The sequence below is a fragment of the Streptomyces sp. NPDC091376 genome (genome assembly GCF_044757085.1).
In the GTDB taxonomy this organism is placed as follows: domain Bacteria; phylum Actinomycetota; class Actinomycetes; order Streptomycetales; family Streptomycetaceae; genus Streptomyces; species Streptomyces pratisoli.
In genome coordinates, this window is record NZ_JBIVUF010000006.1 from 416,658 (window position 1) to 439,813 (window position 23,156).

Here is a 23,156-nt window from a genome sequence, read left to right on the forward strand (position 1 = left end):
TTCTCACCCTACCTACCTGTTAGGTAACGGGATCACATCGCATGGGACTCGAACCGTGCGGATACATCAGGGCATATCGCCCAACTCTCTTCTCATTTCCGCATGACCGTTGACACCTTCTCGACATGCCTACTTAACATGCATGCATAACCGTCGACCTTCTGGTCGCGGGCACCCCTTCACGCAGAAACAGGTCAACGGGTGACGCTCACAGCCCCGGCCGGCAATGGCCTCTCGCACCGCCACACGCACCACTGGTGGCGCGACGCGGTGATCTACCAGGTGTACGTCCGCAGCTTCCTGGACAGCACCGGCGACGGAATCGGCGACCTCGCCGGGGTCCGTGCCGGACTGCCCTACCTCAAGAAGCTCGGCGTCGACGGCATATGGCTGAGCCCCTTCTACCCCTCACCGCAGCACGACCACGGGTACGACGTCGCCGACTACCGCGACGTGGACCCGCTCTTCGGCGACCTCGCCGAGTTCGGGCTGCTGATCACCGACGCACACCGGCTCGACATCAAGGTGCTGCTCGACATCGTCCCCAACCACTGCTCCAGCGAGCACGACTGGTTCCGTGAGGCCCTCGGTGCCGGACCGGACAGCGCCGCCCGCGCCCGGTTCCACTTCGCCGAGGGCCGGGGCCCGGGCGGGGACGTTCCGCCCAACAACTGGCACGCGATGTTCGGCGGGCCCGCCTGGACCCGGATCACCGAACCGGACGGCGCCCCCGGCCAGTGGTACCTGCACATGTTCACGCCCGAGCAGCCCGACCTGAACTGGCGCAACCCCGAGACCGGCGACTACTTCGAGCAGGTCCTGCGCTTCTGGCTGGACCGCGGCGTCGACGGCTTCCGCATCGACGTCGCCGCCGGTCTCTTCAAACACCCGGAGCTGCCCGACTCCCCGGACCCCGAGGCCGACGCCCGCACCCGCGACTCGGTCAACCCGCTCGCCTGGAACCAGCCCGAGGTGCACGACGTGTGGCGCCACTGGCGCGCGGTGTGCGAGGAGTACACGGACCGCGACGGCCGGGAGCGGCTGCTCGTCGGCGAGGTCTCCGTACCGACCGCGCGTGAACACGCCCGCTACGTACGCCCCGACGAACTGCACCAGGCCTTCTTCTTCGATCTGCTGAGCGCACCCTGGGACGCCGGCACGTTCCGCAAGGTCGTCACCGAGGCCATGCACGACATCGCCGGAACCGGCTCCACCGTCACCTGGGTGCTCAACAACCACGACCAGGTCCGCACCGTCACCCGGTACGGCGAGTCCGGCACCGAGGGCAGCGGGCTCGGCGCGGCCCGCGCCCGGGCGGCCGCGCTGCTCATGCTGGCGCTGCCCGGCGCCGCGTACATCTACCAGGGCGAGGAACTGGGCCTGCCGGAGGTCGTGGACCTGCCCGACGAGGTGCTCACCGACCCGATCTTCCGGCGCACCGGGAGCCGGGCGCGGATCCGTGACGGCTGCCGCGTGCCCCTTCCGTGGTCTGGCCACGCCTCGCCGTTCGGCTTCACCTCGGGCGCCGAGGGGGCCAAGCCGTGGCTGCCGCAGCCCGGCTGGTTCGCCGAGCACGCCACCGACCGGGCCCTCTCCGACACCCGTTCGTTCTGGCATCTGTACCGCGACGGGCTGCAGCTGCGGCGCGGACTGCCGCAGCTCGGCGAGGGCACCCTGCGCTGGCTTGACTCCCCGCCCGACGTCCTCGCCTTCGTACGCGGCGACGGACTCGTCTGCGCCGTCAACTTCGGCACCGCGCCCGTGCCCGCACCGGTCTCCGGCGCACCGCTGCTCTCCAGCGGGCCCTGCCCCACCGGCGCCCTGCCGGGATCCACCGCAGCCTGGTGGATCAGCGACTGCACCAACCCCTGATCCCCGACCGCCGACACCCCGCCCGTTCCCCCTTCCCAGAAGGAAGTTCTGCCATGACGCCACGACGCACGATGCTTGCGAGCTGCACGGCCCTGGCCCTCGCCCTCGGCGCGACCGCCTGCGGCAGCGGCCCCGTCACCCCGGCCGGCGGCGGTGACAAGTCCCTCGACGGCCAGACGATCACGGTCGCGGGCGTCTGGTCCGGCGCCGAGCAGAAGAACTTCCAGAAGGTGCTCGACGCCTTCACCGAGAAGACCGGCGCCACGACGCAGTTCGTGTCCACGGGCGACAACGTCTCCACCGTCGTCGGCAGCAAGATCGAGGGCGGCAACGCCCCCGACGTGGTGATGGTCCCGCAGGTCGGTGTGCTCCAGCAGTTCGCGAAGAGCGGCTGGCTCAAGCCGCTCTCCCCCACCACCGAGAAGTCCGTCGACGGCAACTTCGCCTCCGTGTGGAAGAACTACGGCAGCGTGGACGGCACCCTGTACGGCCTCTACTTCAAGGCCGCCCACAAGTCGACGGTCTGGTACAGCCCGGACGCCCTCGACCAGGCCGGCGTCAAGCCGCCGACGACGTACGCGGACCTGCTGAAGGCCGGCCAGGCCGTCTCCGACTCGGGCCTGCCCGCCTTCGCGGTCGCCGGTGAGGACGGCTGGACCCTCACCGACTGGTTCGAGAACATCTACCTCTCCCAGGCCGGCCCCGAGAAGTACGACCAGCTCGCCGCCCACAAGCTCAAGTGGACCGATCAGAGCGTCGTCGACGCGCTGACCACCCTGGGCAAGCTGTTCTCCGACAAGGAGCTCATCGCGGGCGGCCAGAAGGGCGCCCTCGGAACCGACTTCCCCGGCTCGGTCGAGAAGGTCTTCGGCCCCGAACCCGAGGCCGGCATGGTCTACGAGGGCGACTTCGTCGCCGGTGTCGCCAAGGACCAGTTCGGCAGGAAGATCGGCGAGGACGCCGCGTTCTTCCCGTTCCCCGCGGTCGACGGCGGCAAGGCCCCCGTGGTCAGCGGCGGTGACGCGGCCGTCGTCCTGAAGGACGGCAAGAGCCAGAAGGCCGCGATGGCGTTCCTGGAGTATCTGGCGACTCCGGAGGCGGCCGCCGTCTGGGCCGAGGCCGGCGGCTTCCTCTCCCCCAACAAGAAGCTCGACCTCGCCTCCTACGGTGACGACACGACCCGCGCCACCGCCAAGTCGCTGATCAGCGCCGGTGACTCCGTCCGCTTCGACATGTCCGACCAGGCGCCCGCGGCCTTCGGAGGCACCAAGGGCACGGGCGAGTGGAAGCTGCTGCAGGACTTCCTGCGCGACCCCTCCAACCCGAAGGCCACCGCGGGCCGCCTCGAGGACGCGGCCGCCAAGGCGTACAAGGGCTGACGGGACATGACCGCAGTCACCACACCCACCACGCCGTCCGCGGTGCCTCCGCGGCCCCCCGCGGGCGCGAACCCCCGGCGCCGCGCCCAGCGGCGCCGGCGGGTCGTCGCCCTGGTCTTCGTCCTCCCCGCGCTGCTGCTGCTCGGCGCGCTCGTCGTCTACCCCGTGCTGTTCTCGGTCGGCCGGAGCTTCTTCGACGCCTCGGGGACACGCTTCGTGGGCGGCGGCAACTACGCCGAGATGTTCCGCGACCCGGCCACGCTCAAGGCCGTCCGCAACAGCACCATCTGGGTCGTCGTGGCCCCCACGCTGCTCACCGGACTCGGACTGATCCTCGCCGTGCTGGTGGAGAAGGTCCGCTGGGCGACCGCGTTCAAGCTGCTGCTGTTCATGCCGATGGCGGTCTCCTTCCTGGCCGCCGGCATCATCTTCCGCCTCGCCTACGAGGAGGACCCCGACAAGGGGGTGCTCAACGCCACCGTGGTCGGGGTGCACGACACCTTCAAGGGCTCGTCGTCGTACCCGACCGCGCGCGCCAGGGACGGCCAGGGACTGACCAAGGCCGCGGACGGGTCGTACGCCACGACCGCGGCCGTCTCCCCGGGCGACGCCGTCACGCTCGGACTCGTCGGCGTGAAACCGGCGGAGCTGCCGGCCGGTGCCGGGCCCGCGTATGAGGCGGCGGCCAGGAAGGCCGGCCGTGACGAACTGGCCGGCGTGGTCTATCTGGACTTCGCCCCCGGCGGGGGCGGTGAGCAGGGCAAGGTCGACCGGGCCGAGAGCGGGCTGCCGAAGATGGCGGTCGAGGCGGTGCGGGACGGCAGAACCGTCGCCACCGCCACCACGGCGAGCGACGGCTCGTTCGCCTTCCGGGACCTGGATCCCGGCTCGTACACGGTCCGGCTGCCCGCGAGCAACTTCGCCCAGCCGTACGAGGGCGTCTCCTGGCTCGGCCCCGCCCTCGTCACCCCGGCCATCATCGGCGCGTATCTGTGGATCTGGACGGGCTTCGCGATGGTGCTCATCGGGGCCGGGCTGTCCTCGCTGCCGCGTGACACGCTCGAAGCCGCCCGGATGGACGGTGCCAACGAGTGGCAGGTGTTCCGCAGGATCACCGTGCCGCTGCTCGCGCCCATCCTGACCGTGGTCTTCGTGACCCTGGTGATCAATGTGATGAAGGTCTTCGACCTCGTCTACATCATCGCGCCGGGACCGGTGCAGGAGGACGCCACGGTACTGGCGACCCAGATGTGGCTGGTCTCCTTCGGCGGCGGCAACAACCAGGGGCTCGGCAGCGCGCTCGGCGTGCTGCTGCTGCTGCTGGTGATCCCCGCCATGGTCTTCAACGTCCGCCGTTTCCGCAGGAGTCAGTCATGAGCGCGACCGTCACCGACCCTGCCGTCGCGAAGGAACCGCAGGTCCCTGCCGGGCCGGTGCGCCGCCGGCCGGGGGGCCGGCTCGGACGCCGGCTCGGCAGCGGAGTGGTCCAGGCGTTCCTGGTGGTGATCGGCCTCGTGTGGGTCACGCCGCTCGCCGGTCTGCTCCTCTCCTCGCTGCGCTCGCCCGAGGACAACGCGAGCAGCGGCTGGTGGAGCACGTTCACCAGCCCCGGGCAGCTGTCGTTCGACAACTACGCGGAGCTGCTCGGCAACGCCGGGATCACCCAGGCCTTCTGGAACACCGTGCTGATCTCGGTGCCCGCCACCACTCTGGTGATCGCCATCGCGGCGCTGGCCGGCTACGCCTTCGCCTGGCTGGAGTTCCCCGGCCGGGACTGGCTCTTCCTGCTGGTGGTGGCGCTGCTGGTGGTGCCGGTCCAGGTCGGTCTGCTGCCGGTCGCCAAACTCTTCGGCCAGCTGGGGCTGTTCGGCACGATCCCGGGCGTGGTGCTCTTCCATGTCGCCTACGGGCTGCCGTTCGCCATCTTCCTGCTGCGGAACTACTTCGCCGACATCCCGCGCGAGATGCTGGAGGCGGCGCGGATGGACGGCGGCAGCGAGTGGCGGATCTTCACCCGCCTGGTGCTCCCGGTGGGACGGCCGGCGATCGCGAGTCTGGCGATCTTCCAGTTCCTGTGGGTGTGGAACGACATGCTCGTGGCACTGCTCTTCGCGGACAGCTCCTCGCAGCCGCTCACGGTGGAACTCCAGTCCCAGGTACGGCAGTTCGGCAGCAACATCGACGTCCTCGCGCCCGGGGCGTTCCTGTCGCTGATCGTGCCGGTGGTGGTGTTCTTCGCCTTCCAACGGCACTTCGTCCAGGGCGTGATGGCGGGCTCGGTGAAATGAGCCCCGGCTCCCGGCCACGAGTGGGCGCGTGGCGGTCGGCGTACGGGATCCCGTGCGAGGATCGCCCGCGCCCACAGCGGTCGCGGGCGGCGCCCGCGGCGGGGGACGGCGCGGGTCAGCTCTCCGGCTCGGGCGGGGCGTGGAAGGCCGTCATGCCGAGCGCGTCCGGCCGCTGCTCCCAGAAGCCGCGGAACCGGTCGAGCCAGTCGTCGACCTCGCGCAGGGGTGCCGGACCATGCCACCCGTCGCGTATATAGGTGAACGCTTAACCATTGTGCGCGACACACTCGTGCGGAGTAGGGAGCGCGGCCAGGGCCCCTGTCCGCGTTCCACTGGGGGGATGCCACAGGTGCAGTTGTCGGTCGTCGTCCCGTGCTTCAACGAGAGCGAGGTGATCGACACCTTTCACACGGCGCTGAGCACCGCGCTGGAGCCGACCGGGGATCGCTTCGAGATCTGCTACGTCGACGACGGAAGCAGCGACGGGACCGCCGAGCGCCTGAGGGCGATCGCGGCGTCGGCGCCAGAGGTGCGCTTCACCTCGTTCAGCCGCAACTTCGGCAAGGAGGCCGCCCTGCTGGCCGGGATGCGGATGTCCCGGGGCGCCGCCGTCGTCCTCATGGACGCCGATCTGCAGCATCCCCCCGAGTTGGTCCCGCGGATGCTGGAGCTGCACCGGCACGGCTACGACCAGGTCGTCGCCCGGCGCGACCGCACGGGCGAAGGCGCGCTGCGCTCCGCGCTGAGCCGGGCCTACTACCGCCTGGTGCGCCACTTCATGGATGTCGAGATCGCCGACGGTGCGGGCGACTTCCGGCTGCTGTCACGCCGGGCGGTCGACGCCGTGCTGTCGCTCCCCGAGAGCAATCGCTTCTCCAAGGGCCTCTTCTCGTGGATCGGCTTCGACACGGTCAGCTTCCCGTACCGCAATGTCCGGCGGGCCGCCGGCCGGTCCAAATGGGGCGGCAGGCGGCTGCTGGAGTACGGGATCGACGGGCTGCTCTCCTTCAACACCCGTCCGCTGCGGCTGGCGATCCACACCGGGCTGTGGCTCTTCCTCTCCGCCCTCGGCTACGCGCTGTGGATCGTCGCGAACGCCGTACTGAACGGCGTCGAGACCCCCGGGTACGCGACGCTGATCACCGCCATCGTCGGACTCAGCGGGGTCCAGCTCGCCACGCTCGGCGTCATCGGGGAGTACGTCGGCCGGATCTACCACGAGGCGAAGCGGCGGCCCCCGTATGTGGTGCGGGAGACGGACGCGTCCGCGCCGCACCGCTGCGGAGCGCCGTCCGCGACCGCCGGACAGTCACGGCAGCGGTCATGAACGCCACCGGCATGCGGCAGTTCGCCGTCTTCGCCGTGATCGGGGCCGTCAACACCTGCGTGTACTACGCCGTGTACGCCGTACTCAACCTCTGGCTGCCCTATCTCGCCGCCCACGCGCTGGCCTACGCCGTGGGCATCACCGGATCGTTCCTGCTCAACTCGTACGTCACTCTGCGCACCCGGCCCACCTGGCGCGGGTTCGTCCGCTATCCCCTCTCGGGAGTGGCCGGTCTCGTCGGCAGCGGTGTGCTGCTCCATCTCGCCGTGCGCGAGCTGGGCGCGGACGAGCATGTCGCCGCCCTCGCGGCCGGGGTGCTGGTCACCCCGCTGTCGTTCCTCGTCGCACGGTGGGCGATCACCTCCGGCGCCAGGAAGCCGGTCACGGAAGCCGCGTCGAGTAAGTGACCGCGTCCAGACGGTAGTAGTCGGCGACGCACCGGGCCGGCCACCCGATGCGGCCCCGGTCGCGGAACGGTTCGAGCATCCCGGCGACCGGGAGCGGTGTGTACGGGAGGACCTTCGCGCCGCTCGCCGCCCCCGCGCGCAGCCGCGCGTCCTGGCGGTCCCACTGCCCGGCCCGTACGCGCATGTCCTGCCCGAGCTGGTGGAGCGGCCGGGCAAGCCCGACGACGGACACGGCGAGGACCGTCGCGGCCACGGCCGCCGCCACCGCCGCCCACGGCCGCGGCATCCGGGTGCGCAGGGCGCGGCCCAGGAGGGCGCCGACGGCGACGAGCAGCAGCACGTACAGCAGCAGATAGTCGTTCCAGGTACGGGCCGCGGTCGAGACGCGCGCGCCGAAGACGGGATACGTGACGACGGTGCACAGGTATCCGGCGACGAGGAGGGCAAGCGCACCGCAGGCGGCGAGCGGAAGCGGTCTGCACGGCCGGCGCAGAACGGATCCGGTGCCGCCGGGCCGCGCCAGCAGGCCCAGCAGCAGTCCGGCGGCGACCGCTCCCGCGTACGGCCAGGTCGTGAGGACGGTTTCCACGATCCGTGCGAAGCCCCGTGCCGAGGCCGCCAGGGACTCGGGGGAGATCATCGAGCCGGTCTCCGCGCCGAAGCGGGTCCGCCGGCGGCGTGAGCCGGGTGACGTCATCAGAACGGCGGTGCCGATGGCGATCCCGGCCGCCCCGAGCAGCGCCCAGGTCCTGAGGGCGGGCCACGCCCGCTCGGTGACGAGCCGTCGGCCGGTCAGCAGCAGCCCCGAGAGGACCACCAGGGCCACGATCGAGGTCTCCTCCGAGAGCGTGCCGATGAGGATCCCCGCGAGCACGACCGTGACGAGGGCGGCGGTACGGCCCCGCCTGCCGCGCGCGCACAGGGCCGGAACGACGGCGGCGCAGGCGAGCACGGGCGCCAGGGTGTGGGAGACGGAGCCCGCGGGCCAGTAGAGCGTCTTGTACGTGTTGGGCGTCGCGAGCAGGAACACCGCGGTGGCCGTGGCGGCCACGAGCAGCGGGATCCCGCGCGGCGCCCGCTGCCCCGCCCGGCGCAGCAGCAGGACGGTCAGGGTCCACAGCACGAGCAGGGTGAGCAGCCCGCTGATCAGCGCGTACCACTGATGACCGGCGACCGGGAACTCGGCGTAGAGACCGACGAGGAGGGCATTGCCGACGCGGCCGTTGTCGGTGACGTAGAACTTCCCGACGAGACCGGCGACGCCGTGGTCGCGCACCACCGGCAGGAAGCACCACTCGTCGGCGCTGGGCCGGACGTGGCGGCCCAGCCATGCGGCGACCGCCAGCAGCCCGAGGGGCAGCGCGGCGAGGAGCACGGCGCAGACGGTGGCGCGCGACGGGAGCCCCCGTCCGCCGCCCTTGCCCCGCCCGGGCGGCCCGGAGGGTTCATCCGGTTCCTGCGGGGTGGTCATGCGTGATGCGCCGACGGCCATGTCCGTCACTAGTTGCACGCTTCCCGCACCGCTCAACCGCCCGGCGGTCATGTGGAGCAGCAGGAAGCCCCGATGGGGCGGCGGAGGCGGGCGCGGCGCGTGTCGCCTTGCCATGGTGCGCTGCCGGTGCGGAGCGCCCGTGGCCGGCGCCCGCCCCGGAAGCCGACGTGGATTCAGCCGACGATCACGCCGATCTTGGGCGGGGGTTCGTTCCGGTAGCCGGCGGGACCGAAGTTGGCTTCCACGGCCTTCTTCCAGGACCCGTCGGCGACCATCTTCTCGAGCGCCGCGTTGATCTCGTTCTTGAGCTCGGTGTCGCCCTTGCGCACCCCGATGCCGTAGTTCTCGTTGCTCAGTCTGAAGCCGGCGAGCTTGAACTTTCCCTTGAAGGACTCCTGCGCGGCGTAGCCGGCGAGGATCGAGTCGTCCGTGGTGAGAGCGTCGACGGTCTTGTTCTCCAGGCCGGTGAGGCATTCGGAGTAGCCGCCGAACTCCTGGAGCTGAGCCTGCGGCGCGAGCTTCGTCCTGACGTTCTGGGCCGAGGTGGAGCCGGTGACCGAGCAGAGCTTCTTGTGGTTCAGGTCGGCCGGCTCGGTGATGGAGTCGTCGTCGGCGCGGACGAGGACGTCCTGGTGGGCCAGCAGGTACGGACCCGCGAAGTCGACCTTCTTGCGCCGTTCGTCGTTGATCGAGTACGAGGCCACGACGAAGTCGACGTCGCCGCGCTGGAGCAGCGTCTCGCGGTCGGCGCTCTTGGCCTCCTTCCACACGATGTCGGAGGGCTTGTAGCCGAGCTGCCCGGCCACGTACGTCGCCACGTCGACGTCGAAGCCCTCGTACGTGCCGTCCGGGGTCTTGAGGCCGATGCCGGGCTGGTCGATCTTGATGCCGATGGTGATCTTCTTCTTCCCGTCGTCCGTACCGCTGCCGCCGCCTTCGGATCCGCATGCCGTGAGGGCGAGTGAGAGCGCGAGCGCCACGGCGGCCGCGGCGGGGATCTTGCGAAGCTTCATCGTGATCTTCCCTGGGGATAGGCGACAGCCGGATGGTGCATGGGTCCGGGGCGGCCGTGCACGCGCGTGCCGCGGCCTCAGTGGTGCAGGATCTTCGAGAGGAAGTCCTTGGCGCGTTCGGTGCGGGGGTTGCTGAAGAACTCGTCGGGTGCCGTCTCCTCCACGATCCTGCCGTCGGCCATGAAGACCACCCGGTTGGCGGCCGAACGGGCGAAGCCCATCTCGTGGGTGACCACGACCATCGTCATGCCGTCCCGGGCGAGCTGCCGCATGACCTCCAGGACCTCGTTGACCATCTCGGGGTCGAGCGCGGAGGTCGGCTCGTCGAACAGCATGACCTTCGGGTCCATGGCCAGTGCTCTGGCGATGGCGACGCGCTGCTGCTGACCGCCGGAGAGCTGCGCCGGGTACTTGTCGGCCTGTGAGCCGACGCCCACCCGGTCGAGCAGCGTGCGCGCCCGGACCTCGGCGGACCTCTTGTCCGTCCCGCGGACCTTGATCTGGCCCAGTGTCACGTTCTGCAGCACGGTCTTGTGTGCGAAGAGGTTGAAGGACTGGAAGACCATGCCGACGTCGGCGCGCAGCCGTGCCAGCTCCCCGCCCTCCTCGGGCAGTGGCTTCCCGTCGATGGCGATCTCGCCCGAGTCGATGGTCTCCAGCCGGTTGATGGCGCGGCAGAGCGTGGACTTGCCGCCGCCGGACGGCCCGATGACCACGACGACCTCGCCGCGGTCGATGGTCAGGTTGATGTCCTGGAGCACATGGAGCGTGCCGAAGTGCTTCTCCACATGGCGCAGCTCGACCAGGGCGCTGCTCGTCATGCCCGGTGTGAAGGGTTCCTCGCGCACGGCCGCTCCGCTCGTCGGCTTCATCGTCCGTCCGCGTCGGGCGGGTCGCACGCCGGGGACGGCTCGGCGGCGCGCGGGCCTCGGACCCGCCGGGCCCGGGTGGGTGAGCGGTCATCATGGACGCGGAACCGGCCATTGTCGCGTGCCCCTGTGTGACGCCCCGCACACGCTGGGCGACGGATGTGGCGCGAGGGACGCGCACCGGCATTGTCCGGCGCATATGCGCGCTGCGGCGTGCGGGGCGGGACAGGCGGCGGTACCGGGCGGGCACGACGGTTTCGCGCCGCGCGGGCCACCGTGGGGGCGGACCGGGGCAGACGCCACGAGGCGCCCTCTCCTAGCCTCCCGGCCCATGCGCATCACACATCTGAGACGCTTCGCTCTCTCCGCGGTCCTCGCCTTCGCCCTCGCCTGCTTCGGCATGGCGCAGCCGGCCGGCGCGGACACCCCCGATCTGAGCTTCACCGTCGACCAGCCGGTGGCCACGCCGGGCTCGACGGTGTCGCTGACGATGACCCTCACCAACAACCAGTCCACCGACGTCTGGTTCGTGTACCAGTCCGTCCAGCCGACCTGGATGACGACGCAGCGCAAGGACCTCAAGTACAGCTTCGTCTCGTGCACCGCCCAGGGCGCCGCGTGCACGGGCACGGGCACGACCGGCCTCGGCGTCGACTACGAGATCCCGCTCGCCCCGGGCACCTCCCGCACGGTCACCCTGACGTACCAGATAGCCGCCGACTCGGGCTGCAACGGCACCATCGCCTTCTACTCGTACCTGTACTACGAGTACAACAACGGGCAGAGCACGAAGGACGGCATCCACAACACCCCGGAGACCCGGGTGGCGTGCGCGCCCACCACACCGGCCACGTCCTGACGCACCGCGGGCACGACCGCCGGCCGGCCTGACCAGCCGGCCCGCACCACCGGAAGCCACCCGACCACCCCGTGACGCCGCGGCGGCCGACCGAGCGCATACGCGCCGGCGGCCGCCGTCGGCGTTCCCGGCCCATCTCCTGGCCGAAAACGCTCATGCGTCCTCGCCCGCATCACGTCCGGACCGATGACGCCTGTAAGCGTTTACCCTCCGCGCCCGCTTGGCCCCGTCGCGTACGGGTGGCCGCCGCCCCTCGCCTGATCCGTCCCGAGGCCTGCGCTTTTTCGTCAACTTTCACGTCAGGCCCACATATCTCACACGGACCCTCCACCATGTGACAGGACAGGGCACGACGGCCTGCGCCCCGGGGGGAGCCGCGCCGTTGTGCTGGGGGGTTACGGGGAGGGACTTCACCGCATGAAGCGGACCCGCGTCAGGCGGACCATGCGTACGGCCGCGCTCACCGCAGGAGCGCTCTTCATCTCGCTCGGCGTACTGCCGGCGAATCCGGTCCGGGCGGAGGAACCGGCGGTCCGGGTCGATCTGAGGGTGCTCGTCGTCTCCGACGGCGGCCCCGCGACAAGCGCCATCGCCGCGGAACTGGACGGTGCGGGCACCCCGTACACCGTGGTCGAACTCGCGGACACCGGCCGGCCCGTCATCGACACGGCCTTCCTTGCCGACAGCGCCGACGGCCGCCCACGCGCCAAGTACCAGGCCGTCGTGCTGCCCAACGACAATCCGTTCCCCTCCGGTTCACCGGAGATGGCCGCCCTCGTCGCCTACGAGAAGGCCTACGGAATCCCGCAGGTCGACGCCTACACCTACGCCCGGCCACAGGCCGGCCTGGAGTACCCGGTCGACGGCGGCTACGCGGGTCCGGTCGACGGAATCGCCGCCCGGGTGACCGCGGCCGGCCAGGCCGGGCCCTTCGGCTACCTCGACGGCGCCTTCGCCTTCGAGGACAACGATCCGGCCGTGGACGAGAGCTGGGGCTTCCTCTCCCGGCCCCGGACGGGCGCGGACTTCACGACGTACGTCGACGCGCCGCTCCCCGGCGGGACGGGCCGGGGCACGCTCGTCGGCGAGTACCGGCACGACGGCCGCCGCGAACTGGTGGTCACCTTCGTCTCCAACCAGTACCAGCGGCAGTTCCGGCTGCTGGCCCGCGGCATCGTCGACTGGATGACCCAGGGTGTGCGACTGGGCTCCTCGCGGAACTACTTCTCGGTCCACGTCGACGACGTCTTCGCCAGCGACGACCGCTGGGACACCGAGCTCAACTGCACCCCCGGCGACGTCGACTGCCAGCCCGGCCAGGGCACGCCGAACCCGATCCGGATGACGCCGGACGACGTCGAGCACGCGACGCAGTGGTCCCGCTCCCGCGGCTTCACCCTCGACCTGGCCTACAACGGCGGCGGCAGCGTCGAGTACCGGGAGGAGCACGGCGGAGCCGACCCGCTGGCGGACCGGCTGACCGCGGACCGCGACGCGTTCCGCTGGGTGAACCACACCTACGACCACCCGTATCTGGGCTGCGAGCAGGACGTCAGCATCGTCCCGTGGAAGTGCGCGACCAACCCGGACGGCAGCACGCGCTACGTCACCCGGGCCGAGATATCCCGGCAGATCGCCGACAACCGTCAATGGGCCGAGCGCGCCGGGCTGCCGCTGGCGGCCGGTGAGCTGGTGACCGGGGAGCACTCCGGTCTCAAACTGCTGCCGCAGCAGCCCGAGGACAATCCGAACCTCGCCCCGGCCCTCGCGGACAACGGCGTCGCGTGGCTCGGCTCGGACAACTCCCGTGACCCCGCGCAGCGTCAGGTCGGGCCCGCGCTCACCGTGTCCCGCTACCCGATGAACGTGTTCTACAACGTGGGCCGGGCGGCGGAGCAGGTCGACGAGTACAACTGGATCTACACCAGCAGGGCGCAGGGCGGCAGCGGAATCTGCGAGGGCTCGGCCACCACCACCTGCCTCGACGCACCGCTCGACACCGCGACCGGCTACACCGGCTACATCGTGCCGCTGGAGGCACAGATCGCGCTGGGCCACGTCCTCGCGGGCGACCCCCGGCCGCACTTCATCCACCAGTCGAACCTCGCCGAGGACCGTATCGCCTACCCGGTCCTGGACCGGATCCTCGACCAGTACGCCGCCCTGTACGCGGACAACGCCCCGCTGGTGAACCTCCGGATGAAGGACATCGGGGCCGAGCTGCGCGAACGCGCCGCCTGGAACAGTGCGGTGAAGGCCGGTCAGGTCACCGGCTACCGGATCGGCGACACGGTGACGGTCACGGCACCCGAAGGCATCGCGGTGCCGGCGACCATGCCGTCGGGCACCGTCCGGACGCTGCCGGACGGAACGGCCGCCTTCGGTGAGCCGTACGCGGGAACCGTCTCGGGCCGGGTGTCACCGGGCACGGGCCGGAACGGGGTGACGCTGTCGCTGCCCACGGCCCCGGCGGCCGGAGGTACCACCGGCGGCAGCGGGCACGGCACGGCTCCCGCACCGCGGGCCCCGCTGCCCGCCGGCGTCACACGGCCCGTGGCTCCCGGAACCGAGCACTAGAGCCGTCCTCCGGGTCCGTCCGGACCGGCGAGCGTGCGCCCCGGCGCACACGAGCCCGGCCGGATCCGGAGGACCGGCCCCGGCCCGACCGCACCAGCTCACCACGAGCGAGGCAGCGCGGGTTCCGGACCCCGTACGCCGTCAGGCGACGCGCCCGGCCACCGCGCGCCCTTCGCACCCGTCCCGTGGAGCCCATCCATGCACGTATCGCACCGTGCGCCGCGCCGAGGCGCGGCGCGCGTCACCCTGCTCACCGAAGGTACCTATCCGCACAGTCACGGCGGTGTGAGTGTCTGGTGCGACCAGCTCGTCGGCGGCATGCCCGACATCGACTTCGACATCATCGCGGTGACCGGAACCGGCCGTGAGGCCGTCGTGTGGGAGCTGCCGCCGCACGTGGCCGAGCCGCTCACCGTTCCCATGTGGGGCCCGGCGCCCACCGGTTCACCGCCGCGCGGCCGCCGCGAGCGCCGGCTGATGGCCGCGTACGAGCGGTTCCTCACGGCGTTGCTCGACCCCGGCGCCGAGGACGGCTTCGCTCCCGCGCTGTACGAGATGGCGCACGCGGCACGCGACGGACTGCTCGGCCCGGCGCTGCGCACGGACCGTGCCCTGCGGGTGCTGACCGGGGTGTGGAACCGGCCGGGGCTGACCGTGCGGGAGGCACGGCCCAGCCTGCACGACGCCGTCACGGCGACCGGCCTGCTGGAGCACGCGCTGCGGCCGCTCGCCGCCCGCCCTCCGGAGCGTGGTGTGGCCCACGCGGTCAGCGGAGGCGTCGCCGTCCTGCCGGGGCTCGCGGCGCTCGAACTCCACGGTGTTCCGCTGCTGTTGACCGAGCACGGGGTCTATCTGCGGGAACGCTACCTCGGGTACCGGACGGCGCCGTACCGGTGGCCGGTGAAGGCGGTGCTGCTCGGGTTCTTCCGGCTGCTGGCGGAGGAGAGCTACCGGCGCGCGGCGCTGATCACCCCGGGCAACCGCTACAACCGGCTGTGGGAGGAACAGGGCGGCGCCGATCCCGACCTGATCCGCACGGTCTACAACGGAGTCGATCCCGCGGCCTTTCCGCCCGCGGGTCCCGAACCGCAGGTGCCGACACTCAGCTGGGCCGGCCGGGTGGACCCGATCAAGGACCTGGAGACCCTGATCCGGGCGTTCGCACAGGTCCGCGGGACGCTCCCGGAGGCCACGCTGCGGCTGTTCGGCGGTACGCCACGCGGCGGCGAGGCCTACCGCGAGCGGTGCGAGACGCTCGCCGCGTCGCTCGGCCACGCCGACGCGGTCACCTTCGAGGGCCGGGTCGACGACATCAGGGACGCGTACGCGGCGGGCAACGTCGTGATGCTGTCCAGCATCAGCGAGGGCTTCCCCTTCACCCTGATCGAGGCGATGTCGTGCGGCAGGGCCACCGTCTCCACCGATGTGGGCGGAGTACGGGAGGCGGTCGGCGACACCGGGCTGGTCGTCCCGCCGCGTGATCCCGCCGCCATGGCCGCGGCCGCGCTGGAGCTGCTGGCCGATCCGCCGCGCCGGGCGGCGATGGGCGAGGCGGCCCGACTGCGGGTGATCGAGCAGTTCACACTCCGTCAGACCATCGACACCTTCCGGGCCATCTACCTCGAACTGGCCGTCCGTGGCACGGTGCGCCTCGCCGATCCCTGGAGCGGTTCCCTCACCGACGAGGCGGCCCTGGGGAGCGTGGCCGGATGAGCGGACCCATGGCCCTCGAACCCGACGACGGCCGGGGCGACACGCTCGCCCTGCGGCTGGCCGCCCCCGACGCGACGCTGTCGCTGCGCATGCCGTGGCGGAAGCGGCCCGCCGACGACCCGGTGGACCTGCTGGCCGCCGAGCTGGCGGACCGGATCGGGCCCGCGGTCCACGCGTACGAGGTGGCCGCGCTGCTGGAATCGGAGGGGCTGACCGGCGAGCAGATCCAGGAGCGCTACGGACGTCCCGATCTGTTCTCGCTCGCCGCCGACCTCTACGGACGAGTGCCGAGGAGCTTCCCGGAACCCCCGGCCGGGGCGGACCCATGGGCGCCCGACCACGTCCGGTGTGCGCTGCGCGGGGCGCTGTTCGCCCTGCCGGGGCTGGCGTATCTGCTGACCGGCCGGCTGTGGCACGCGCCGCACGCGGTGTACGCACTGGTCGTCGCGGGGCTGCTGTCCTGGGCGTGGGGGCAGGGCCTCAGCCATCGCGCGTATCTGCGGCTGGCCTCCGGGCGGCGTGAGGCGGGCAGGACGCTGTCGCTCGGCGCCCCGGCCGGTGCGCTGCTGGCCTCGGGTGCCGGACTCGCCGTCGCGGGTCCGGGGCCCGCCGCGCTGTTCGCGCTCGGGCAGTCGCTGTATCTCGCCGCGGCAGGGGTGCTGCTGGTGTGCGGGAAGGAACGCCTGCTGCTGGCGACGCTCACTCCGCTGATCGCGGGCGCGGCGGTGCTGCCCTGGTGGGAGCCGGGACCGCTGGTGCGTGCCGGACTTCCGCTGCTGACCGTGGTGTTGAGCATCGTCGTCGCGGGCCGGGCCGTCCGGGGCATGCTCCGCGCGGAGGCCGCCGCCGGCGCCGCGCGGCCGACGCTCCTCGCCTCGCTGCCGTACGGGCTGTTCGGCCTGTCCGCGGGGGCGCTGGTGATGCTGATGGGACAGCGGCATCCATGGGCCGTGATCGTGCTGACCGTCAGCATGGGCCCCGCCGAGTGGCTGCTCTACCGGTACCGGGGACTCTCCGTGGCGGCGCTGCGCGCGACGGCGGACGAGACCGGGTTCCGGCTGCGGTCCGCCCGCACCCTGGCTGTCTGTCTGGGCGGGTATCTGCTGCCGCTGGTCCCGGCGGCGCTGCTCACCGGTACCGAACCGGCGCCGCTGGTCGCTCTCGCGGCGCTGCTGTGGGCCGCGCTGCTGCTCCAGGCGTTCGGGATCGCCTGGCCGCCGGCGGCGGCGACGCTCGCGGCCGCGTCGGCGGCGGGCCTCGCCACGCTTCTCGGCCCCCCACCCGGCGCCGCGTTGCTGCTCCTCTGCTGCGGGACCGCCGCGGGAGCGCTCGTCGCCGGTGTGCTCTGGCTGCTGGGGCGGCCGACAGCCCACGCCTGACCTCTTCCTCCGCTTCCTCCGCGACCCGATCCGCACCGACCGAAGACACCACCGACATCCACAGACATCGACAGACGTCCGCTGACCTCCACTGACGAACTCTCCCGAGAGGACCATTCGTTGACTTCCGCACCGCTCGCCGCCGTCACCGGGGCCGAGGGCTTCATCGGCTCCCATCTGACCGAGGCACTCGTCGCCTCGGGCCACCGGGTCCGCGCCATGGCGCAGTACAACTCCTTCTCCTCCTACGGCTGGCTGGAGACGCTGCCGAGGGATGTGCTCGACCAGGTCGAGATCGTGCTGGGCGATGTCCGCGACCCCGGTTCCGTCCGCGGCCTGGTCGAAGGCGCCGACGCCGTCTACCACTTGGCGGCACTCATCGCGATCCCGTACTCGTACCAGGCGCCCCACAGCTATGTGGACACCAATGTCACCGGCACCCTCAACGTGCTGGAGGCGGTCCGGGCCCTGGACATCCCGCGGCTGGTGCACACCTCCACCAGCGAGACGTACGGCACCGCGCGGACCGTGCCCATCAGCGAGGACCACCCCATCCACACCCAGTCCCCGTACGCGGCGTCGAAGGCGGGCGGGGACCGGCTCGCGGACAGCTACTTCGCGAGCTTCGACACGCCCGTGGTGACACTGCGGCCCTTCAACACCTTCGGCCCCCGCCAGTCGATGCGGGCCGTGATCCCGACCGTCATCGGGCAGGTCGCCGCGGGCGAGCGCACCATCACCCTCGGCGATCTCCGGCCCACCCGCGACTTCACCTACGTCACGGACACCGCCGCCGCCTTCCTGGCCGTCGGTACCGCCCCGGCAGAGGCCGTCGTGGGCCGGACCTTCAACGCCGGTACGGGCGGCGAGATCTCCGTCGGTGAGCTGGTGCGGCTCATCGGCAAGGTGATGGCCGCCGACCTCGACGTACGGGAGGACGAGCAGCGCATCCGGCCGGCGGGCTCGGAGGTGATGCGGCTGGTCGCCGACGCGACCCGGCTGCGCGAGGCGACCGGCTGGGCGCCGCGCCACGACCTGGAGCAGGGCCTCGCGCACACGGCGGAGTTCTTCCGTGATCCCGCGAACCTCGCCCGGTACAAGACCGGCATCTACAACATCTGACCCGCCGCACCACCGACCGCCGTACCCACAGGGGGCTCCCATGCACGCAGTGATTCTCGCCGGAGGCAAGGGCATCCGGCTGCGTCCGTACACCACGGCGCTGCCCAAACCGCTCGTCCCGATCGGCGACCAGCACGCGATCCTGGAGATCGTGCTGCGCCAGCTCGCGGGCTGCGGATTCACGAGCTGCACCATCGCCGTCGGCCATCTCGGCCAGATCATCCGCGCCTATGTCGGCAGTGGTTCGCGATGGGGCCTGAGCATCGACTACGCGACCGAGGACAATCCGCTGGGCACCATGGGCCCGCTCCTGACCATGCGCGACCGGCTGCCCGAGACCTTCCTCGTGATGAACGGGGACATCCTCACCGATCTCGACTACGCGGAGGTGCTGCGACAGCACCGCGGCAGCGGCGCCGCGCTGACGATCGCCACCTACGCCCGCAAGGTGCACATCGACTTCGGAGTCCTGACCACGGACGCGGGCAAGGTGGTCGGCTTCGCCGAGAAGCCCAGCATGGACTACCGCGTGTCGATGGGCGTGTACGGACTCTCCCGCGACACGCTCGACGGATACACCCCGGGGCTGCCCCTCGGCTTCGACGAACTCGTCCTCGATCTGCTCGAGTCGGGAAACCCGCCGCACGCCCATGAGTTCGACGGCTACTGGCTGGACATCGGCCGGCCCGACGACTACGACCGGGCCAACGCCGAGTTCACCACCCATCAGTCACTGCTGCTCAAGGGAGCCTGAACACCCCATGCGCATCCTCGTCCTGGGCCACACCGGGTACCTGGGAAGACACATCGCCGAGCAGTTCCGCGCGCTGGGCGGCGTGCGGCTGTTCGGTGCCGGCCGTGATCCGGCCTCCGATCTCCGCGTGGACCTCGCCACGGCCGACACGGGGCGGCTGGCCGAGGCCCTCGCGGACCTCTCCCCCGACGCGGTCGTCAACTGCGCGGGTGCACTCGGCGCCGACCCGGTGACGGACGCCGAGGTCAACGCCCGGGGGCCGGCCGTGCTGTGCGCGGCACTGCGAAAGGCCGCGCCGACGGCCCGGCTGGTCCATCTCGGCTCGGCCGCGGAGTACGGGGCGGGTGAGCACGGCGTACGGGTCACCGAGGACGCCCCGACCCGCCCGCTCACCTCCTACGGGGCGACCAAGCTGGCGGGCACGGTCGCCGTCGTCTCGTCGGGGCTCGACGCGGTCGTGCTGCGCGTGGGCAATCCGGTCGGGCCGGGTGCGGGGCCGCTGAGCCTGCCCGGCGGCACGGCCCTGCGGCTGCGCCGGGCGGGCACGGATCCGGACGCGGTCGTACGCTTCGGCGATCTCTCCGCCCACCGCGACTTCGTCGACGTACGGGACCTGGCCAGGGCGGCCGTGCTGGCGGCGACGGCGTCCGGGCCGCTGCCGCGCGTCCTCAACGTCGGCGGGGGCCGGGCCGTCCCCATCCGGGACCTGGTGCACGGGCTGGTGGGCGTGGCGGGGTTCCGGGGCCGGATCGACGAGGCCGGAGTCGGCTCCGCACGCTCCGCGGGGGTGGCCTGGCAGTGCTCCGACATCTCGGCCGCCCGGGCGGCCCTCGGCTGGGAGCCCCGTTTCACGCTGACGGACGCGCTCGTCGCCCTGTGGGCCTCGGTCGGCGCCGCCGAGGAACCGGACCCGGTGCCGTGACCCTGCTCGTGCCCCTCTACGTGCACCCCGCACGGGACCCGGACGCCTGGCGGCTGCTCGCGGCCGCCGGGGACCGGGTCTACGGCGTGGTGCTGAACGCGGCGGACGGTCCGGGCACCGCTCCGGACCCGGCGTTCGTCTCCGCCGCCCGCGCGCTGCGGGCGGCGGGCACCCGCGTCCTCGGCTACGTCGATCTGGACTACGGAGTACGGCCCGGCTCCGCGGTGATCCGCGATCTGGACCGGCACCGTGAGTGGTACGACACCGACGGCTGCTTCTTCGACCAGGTGCCGGCCGACCGGTCCGCCCTGCCCGGCTGCCGCCGTCTGGTGCGCGCGGCGCGGCAGCGCGGCGCCGGTACGGTCGTGCTCAACCACGGCGTGCATCCGGCGCCCGGCTACGCCCGCCTCGCCGACGTCCTGGTGACGTTCGAAGGCCCCTGGACGGTCTATCTGTCGTCCTTCACCCGCCCGCGCTGGACGGCCCGTCATCCGGCCGAGCGGTTCTGCCACCTGGTGTACGAAGTCCCGCCCGCGCTGGCGGCGATCGCCGCACGGGCGGCCGAGGAGCGCGGTGCGGCGGTGTCCTGCGCGGTCGCGGAGAGCCTGCCCAATCCCTGGTCGGCGCCGCCGCCCGCCCTGCTCGGAGACATGCCATGACCCGTGCCCGCCGTCCGCTGCTGTGCGCACTGCTCGCCGCGCTGCTCATCGCGGGCTGCTCCGGCGGCCCTCCGTCCCCCGCCCCGTCCCGGTGGCAGCCGCGGCCCGGCACAGCCTGGCAGTGGCAGCTCGACGGCCGCGCCGACCCCGCGTCCGCGGACGTTCCCGTGTACGACATCGACGGCTTCGAGAACTCGGCGGACGATGTCGAGCGGCTCCACCGGGACGGCCGCAAGGTCATCTGCTACATCAACGCCGGGGCGTGGGAGAGCTTCCGCCCCGACCAGGCCGGCTTCCCGGCGGCCGTGCGCGGCGCCCCCAACGGCTGGCACGGTGAGCGCTGGCTCGACATCCGCCGGCTGGACGTGCTCCGCCCTCTCATGGAGAAGCGGTTCGACATGTGCCGCGACAAGGGCTTCGACGCGGTCGAACCGGATCTGCTCGACGCCTATCTCAACGAGACCGGCTTCCCGCTGACCGCCGGGCATCAGCTCGCCTACAACCGCATGATCGCCCGCATCGCCCATGACCGCGGTCTGTCCGTGGGGCTGAAGAACGATCTGCCGCAGATCCCCGAGCTGGTGCGCGACTTCGACTTCGCGGTCAACGAGGAGTGCGCCCAGTACGGCGAGTGCGGGAGGCTCACTCCCTTCGTCAGGGCGGGGAAGGCCGTCTTCCATGTCGAATACGCGCTGGCCACGCGGGACTTCTGTGCGCAGGCCCGCAGTCTGGGGCTGTCCTCGATGCGGAAGCGGCTGGAACTGGACGGGTGGCGCCAGCCGTGCTGACCGGCGCGGTCAGCTCCCGGGGCGCAGGAAACGCCTCAGCTTCGTCAGGGTCCAGGTGTTGATGATGTCGTCCTTGGTGAGCCAGCCGCGCTGGGCGGTGGCCACTCCGTAGCGCATGTACGGAAGATGCGTGGTGGAGTGGGCGTCCGAGTTCACGGCGAACTTCACGCCGTGGCGCTTCGCCCGCAGGATGTCCTCGTCGCCGAGGTCGAGCCGCTCGGGGTGGGCGTTGATCTCCAGGGCGGTGCCGGTTCTGGCGCAGGCTTCGAAGACCGCGTCGAAGTCGGCGTCGATGCCCGGACGTTTGCCGATCTTGCGGGTGGTGGGGTGGCCGATGACGGACACGTACGGGTTCTCGCAGGCGCGGACGAGTCGGCGGGTGAGCGCGTGGCGGCTCTGGTTGAAGTGGGAGTGCACGGAGGCCACACAGATGTCGAAGTCCGCGAGGAAGTCGCCCGGCCAGTCCACCTCGCCTTCGGGCCCGATGTTGAGTTCCGTACCGTGCAGCAGCCGCATTCCGCGGTGTTTGCGGTCCAGCGCGCGGACGCGCTCGCGCTGGGCGAGCATCTTCTCCTTCGTCATGCGCTGCATGGCGAGATCCGGTGCGTGGTCGGTGACCGCGTAGTAGGAGTATCCGCGCGCGGCCGCCCGGGCGATCATCTCCTCCAGCGGGGCGAGACCGTCGGTGAGGTCGGTGTGGGTGTGCAGATCGCCCCGGATGTCGTCCTCGGTCACCAGGTCGGGGAGTTCGCCGCGGAGCCCGGCCGCGATCTCGCCGCGGTCCTCGCGCAGGGTCGGCGGGATCCAGGGCAGGCCGAACCGTTCGTAGATCTCCTCCTCGGTCGCCGAGGTGATCCGCTCGCCGCTCTCGGCGTCGAAGAGCCCGTACTCGGAGAGCTTGAGCCCCAGCCGTACGGCGATCTCGCGGGTGCGGATGTTGTGCGCCTTGGAGCCGGTGAAGTACTGCAGTCCCGCGCCCCAGGAGTCCGGGGGCAGGACCCGCAGATCGACCTGGAGGCCCTTGGTGGTGCGGATGGACGTCTTCTTCCGGCCGTGTGCGATGACCTCCGCGGTGTACGGGAGTGCCCCGAGCGCCGCCATGAACGGGGCGGAGTCGTCGGCGGCGACGAGGATGTCGATGTCGCCGATGGTTTCCCGCATCCGGCGCAGCGATCCCGCGTAGGTGCAGCCCTCGCAGCCCTTGATCCGCGACAGCTCGGCGACGATCTGCTCGGCGGAGTCCATGGCGGCGTTCAGGAGGATCCGGCTGCCGGCCTTCTGCATCAGGGCGATGCCGTGGAGGAGGTTCTCCTCGGTCTTCTCGCCGAAGCCCTTGAGATCGCGCAGCCGCTCCTCGTGGATGGCGTCGAGGAGCTGGTCCACGGAGGAGATCCCCAGCTCCTCGTAGAGCACCAGGGCCTTCTTCGGTCCGAGCATGGGGATGGCCATCAGCTCACGGACGCCGGCGGGGATGGACTGACGTCGCTCCTCCACGACGGAGATCTGTCCGGAGGTCAGATACTCCGTGATCTTGTCGGCGATGGACTTGCCGACGTTGGGGATCTCCCGCAGACCTTTGGCGTCGAGCGTGGACACATCGGTGGGGTGTCCGCCGATCGCGCGTGCGGCCTTCTCGTAGGAGCGCGCCCGGAAGGCGTCACCGCCGGTGATGGCGATGAGGTCGGCGTACTCCTGGAGGAGCGCCTCGATCTCTTCGTTTGCCCTGGCCATGGGTC

The 23,156-nt window shown here is 71.5% G+C and carries 19 protein-coding genes; 15 read left to right on the forward strand and 4 right to left on the reverse strand.

Translation table 11 applies throughout. The features are described 5' to 3' along the window. Positions 1–201 precede the first annotated feature (201 nt). The 6 genes from ACIQMR_RS16245 (at position 202) to ACIQMR_RS16270 (ending at position 7,273) form a co-directional block, all read left to right on the forward strand. Positions 202–1,872, forward strand: a complete 1,671-nt coding sequence (locus tag ACIQMR_RS16245; protein ID WP_401386755.1) for a glycoside hydrolase family 13 protein — start codon at positions 202–204, stop codon at positions 1,870–1,872. A 53-nt stretch (positions 1,873–1,925) separates the two neighbouring features. Beyond that, entirely contained in the window at positions 1,926–3,251 is a 1,326-nt protein-coding gene (locus tag ACIQMR_RS16250; protein WP_401386758.1) for an ABC transporter substrate-binding protein, read from the forward strand. A 6-nt stretch (positions 3,252–3,257) separates the two neighbouring features. Next, positions 3,258–4,628 (forward strand): ABC transporter permease subunit, encoded by a 1,371-nt coding sequence (locus tag ACIQMR_RS16255; RefSeq protein ID WP_401386761.1) that lies wholly within the window; start codon positions 3,258–3,260, stop codon positions 4,626–4,628. Beyond that, positions 4,625–5,539 (forward strand): carbohydrate ABC transporter permease, encoded by a 915-nt coding sequence (locus ACIQMR_RS16260; protein WP_266377145.1) that lies wholly within the window; start codon positions 4,625–4,627, stop codon positions 5,537–5,539. Before ACIQMR_RS16255 ends, ACIQMR_RS16260 begins: the two co-directional genes overlap by 4 nt. A gap of 340 nt (positions 5,540–5,879) precedes the next feature. Beyond that, positions 5,880–6,866: a glycosyltransferase family 2 protein gene (locus tag ACIQMR_RS16265; RefSeq protein WP_401386765.1), complete on the forward strand. Its 987-nt coding sequence runs from the start codon at positions 5,880–5,882 to the stop codon at positions 6,864–6,866. After that, the gene (locus tag ACIQMR_RS16270; RefSeq protein ID WP_401386767.1) at positions 6,863–7,273 is read left to right on the forward strand and encodes a GtrA family protein; all 411 of its coding nucleotides are present in this window, start codon (positions 6,863–6,865) and stop codon (positions 7,271–7,273) included. Before ACIQMR_RS16265 ends, ACIQMR_RS16270 begins: the two co-directional genes overlap by 4 nt. Here ACIQMR_RS16270 and ACIQMR_RS16275 read toward each other — a convergent pair. The 3 genes from ACIQMR_RS16275 to ACIQMR_RS16285 form a co-directional block, all read right to left on the reverse strand. Beyond that, positions 7,248–8,765 carry a DUF6056 family protein gene (locus ACIQMR_RS16275; RefSeq protein WP_401386919.1) on the reverse strand — a complete coding sequence of 506 codons (1,518 nt, stop codon included), beginning with the start codon at positions 8,763–8,765 and terminating at the stop codon, positions 7,248–7,250. The genes ACIQMR_RS16270 and ACIQMR_RS16275 overlap by 26 nt on opposite strands. Before the next feature lie 173 nt (positions 8,766–8,938). Then, on the reverse strand, positions 8,939–9,778 hold the full coding sequence (locus tag ACIQMR_RS16280; RefSeq protein ID WP_401386770.1) for a glutamate ABC transporter substrate-binding protein: 840 nt from the start codon (positions 9,776–9,778) through the stop codon (positions 8,939–8,941). Between the two features lie 77 nt (positions 9,779–9,855). After that, positions 9,856–10,599 carry an amino acid ABC transporter ATP-binding protein gene (locus ACIQMR_RS16285; protein ID WP_401386922.1) on the reverse strand — a complete coding sequence of 248 codons (744 nt, stop codon included), beginning with the start codon at positions 10,597–10,599 and terminating at the stop codon, positions 9,856–9,858. Between the two features lie 379 nt (positions 10,600–10,978). Here ACIQMR_RS16285 and ACIQMR_RS16290 point away from each other — a divergent pair, with 379 nt between their 5' ends. The 9 genes from ACIQMR_RS16290 (at position 10,979) to ACIQMR_RS16330 (ending at position 21,420) form a co-directional block, all read left to right on the forward strand. Continuing rightward, entirely contained in the window at positions 10,979–11,506 is a 528-nt protein-coding gene (locus tag ACIQMR_RS16290; RefSeq protein WP_401386773.1) for a hypothetical protein, read from the forward strand. A 417-nt stretch (positions 11,507–11,923) separates the two neighbouring features. Further along, the gene (locus tag ACIQMR_RS16295; protein WP_401386775.1) at positions 11,924–14,083 is read left to right on the forward strand and encodes a hypothetical protein; all 2,160 of its coding nucleotides are present in this window, start codon (positions 11,924–11,926) and stop codon (positions 14,081–14,083) included. A gap of 198 nt (positions 14,084–14,281) precedes the next feature. Next, positions 14,282–15,796, forward strand: coding sequence for a GT4 family glycosyltransferase PelF (gene pelF / locus ACIQMR_RS16300; protein WP_401386778.1), 1,515 nt, complete (start codon positions 14,282–14,284; stop codon positions 15,794–15,796). Next, positions 15,793–17,175, forward strand: coding sequence for a hypothetical protein (locus tag ACIQMR_RS16305; protein WP_401386781.1), 1,383 nt, complete (start codon positions 15,793–15,795; stop codon positions 17,173–17,175). The genes pelF and ACIQMR_RS16305 overlap by 4 nt, the downstream gene beginning before the upstream one ends. 120 nt (positions 17,176–17,295) lie before the next feature. Continuing rightward, positions 17,296–18,297 carry an SDR family NAD(P)-dependent oxidoreductase gene (locus tag ACIQMR_RS16310; protein ID WP_401386784.1) on the forward strand — a complete coding sequence of 334 codons (1,002 nt, stop codon included), beginning with the start codon at positions 17,296–17,298 and terminating at the stop codon, positions 18,295–18,297. 40 nt (positions 18,298–18,337) lie between these two features. Beyond that, entirely contained in the window at positions 18,338–19,051 is a 714-nt protein-coding gene (locus tag ACIQMR_RS16315; protein WP_401386787.1) for a sugar phosphate nucleotidyltransferase, read from the forward strand. A 7-nt stretch (positions 19,052–19,058) separates the two neighbouring features. Continuing rightward, complete coding sequence (locus ACIQMR_RS16320; RefSeq protein ID WP_401386790.1) at positions 19,059–19,973, forward strand: NAD-dependent epimerase/dehydratase family protein; 915 nt, start codon at positions 19,059–19,061, stop codon at positions 19,971–19,973. Further along, the gene (locus tag ACIQMR_RS16325) at positions 19,970–20,632 is read left to right on the forward strand and encodes a spherulation-specific family 4 protein (protein ID WP_401386793.1); all 663 of its coding nucleotides are present in this window, start codon (positions 19,970–19,972) and stop codon (positions 20,630–20,632) included. Before ACIQMR_RS16320 ends, ACIQMR_RS16325 begins: the two co-directional genes overlap by 4 nt. Then, on the forward strand, positions 20,629–21,420 hold the full coding sequence (locus tag ACIQMR_RS16330) for an endo alpha-1,4 polygalactosaminidase (RefSeq protein ID WP_401386796.1): 792 nt from the start codon (positions 20,629–20,631) through the stop codon (positions 21,418–21,420). The genes ACIQMR_RS16325 and ACIQMR_RS16330 overlap by 4 nt, the downstream gene beginning before the upstream one ends. A 9-nt stretch (positions 21,421–21,429) precedes the next feature. On the opposite strand, the gene polX is transcribed toward ACIQMR_RS16330, so the two are convergent. Beyond that, positions 21,430–23,151, reverse strand: coding sequence for a DNA polymerase/3'-5' exonuclease PolX (gene polX / locus ACIQMR_RS16335; RefSeq protein WP_401386798.1), 1,722 nt, complete (start codon positions 23,149–23,151; stop codon positions 21,430–21,432). Between the last annotated feature and the right edge of the window lie 5 nt (positions 23,152–23,156).